Annotated in this window: 1 protein-coding gene and 1 pseudogene; one reads left to right on the top strand and one right to left on the bottom strand. The window is 57.6% G+C overall.

Annotation, left to right across the window (positions count from 1 at the left end; all coding sequences use genetic code 11):
- Nucleotides 1-257: 257 nt before the first annotated feature.
- Nucleotides 258-985, top strand: a pseudogene (locus C2I19_RS22485) (IS3 family transposase); the annotation flags it as partial.
- 220 nt (nt 986-1,205) lie between these two features.
- Here the strand turns inward: C2I19_RS22485 and C2I19_RS22490 are convergent.
- On the bottom strand, nt 1,206-1,484 hold a 279-nt coding region (locus C2I19_RS22490; RefSeq protein WP_233201173.1), incomplete at its 5' end, for a hypothetical protein.

Below are 1,484 nucleotides of genomic sequence, written 5' to 3' on the forward strand. Positions count from 1 at the left end.
GCGTTCCAGTTGGTCGTTCGATAGCGTTTTGGAGCGGGCTTGGTCATGCCACTATCTTACCAAGCCGCGGGACGGGCGGATTTGTGCAACAGCGCCGCCGCAAGCACACAAATGGGCAAGTCCATGACTTAACATGTCCCGCCTTCCAACTCTCTCAAGCTTGGTGGTAATCGACGCGAAGTAGACTACCAGCTTGAGGTTGGGCGCAGATTTCGGATACCAAGCATAGCCAGGTAAACTGGCATACGGAGGTACCGATGTACAAGATTCCACGGCAGAGTTACACCGCCGAATTCAAACAAGAAGCCGTCCGGCAAGTTGAGTCCGAGGGCAAACCTCAGGCCCAGGTTGCCCGCGAACTGGGCATTGCTGAGCAGACGCTCGCCAACTGGCGCAAAGCCCACAAGGCCGGCAAGTTGACCGGCGGCACGGGCAAGCCGATCACGCCCGAACAGATGAAGCTCTCTCGCCTGCGTGCCGAAAATGCTCGCCTCAGGATGGAGCTCGAAATCCTGGGAAAAGCGACGGCGTACTTCGCGAAGAAGTCGCAGTGAAGTACGCCTGGATCGACAAGATGCGCGACACCTACCCCTTGCAATCGCTGTGCCGCTTGCTGTCTGTCAGCACCAGTGGCTTTGCCGACTGGAAAGGCTGCGGCGGCCCGACGCTGTGGCTGTCAGATGCCCAGCTTCTGGCGCTCATCCGCAGCGTTCACGCCGAGTTTAACGGCGCTTACGGCTCACCCAGGATTTGCCAGGAGCTTAAATCGCGCGGTTTCCCGGTTAGCAAGGCTCGCATCCGCCGGCTGATGACGCTGCACGGCATCCGCGCCAGGCACAAGCGGCGCTATAAGGTGACGACGAACAGCAAGCATGCATTGCCAGTGGCCCCCAACCTGCTGAATCGGCAATTTGACGTGGCGGCGCCGGATCAAGTCTGGACAACCGACATCACCTATATCCCGACCCGCGAGGGCTGGCTGTTTTCTCCTCTCTTCGCTGCCGGCTGGGTAATTTTCACGTCGTTGTGAATCCTGGAAATGTTGTCGATGGCACGTGTGAGCTGGATTCAACTCTGACTCAAGGAAACCTATGCAGGTAGGGCTCTCGCGAGCGGCAGCTCATGGCCGGAACTCACCCTCTTAGACGGTGAGCGCTCAACGCCCAACACGAGAGGGCGCGATCCATCCACCGCATGAATTTATGCTAGATTAATTTTATCTTACTGCAATTGGCATTGTGACCTGATATCCGGTTTTTGGCCGGTTGCTGCTCGATTCTTGAAACCGCGCCGAATCGCGCCGCCGCGAAGTTTTGAGCGTCGGCGGCGTCGAATCGGCATATGATGAAGAAAAGGGCAAGAGACTTTTCGAGTTGCAAGCCGCTTGCGGGTATGATCGAAATTAGCCAGACTCGCGCCAAGCGGAGCATGGCGGTTTTCGGAGCGGAGCAATATGTTGAGTCGGCACCAGCGCAGCTGGGGTA

The sequence above is a fragment of the Chromobacterium alticapitis genome, from assembly GCF_002924365.1.
Taxonomy (GTDB): Bacteria; Pseudomonadota; Gammaproteobacteria; order Burkholderiales; family Chromobacteriaceae; genus Chromobacterium; species Chromobacterium alticapitis.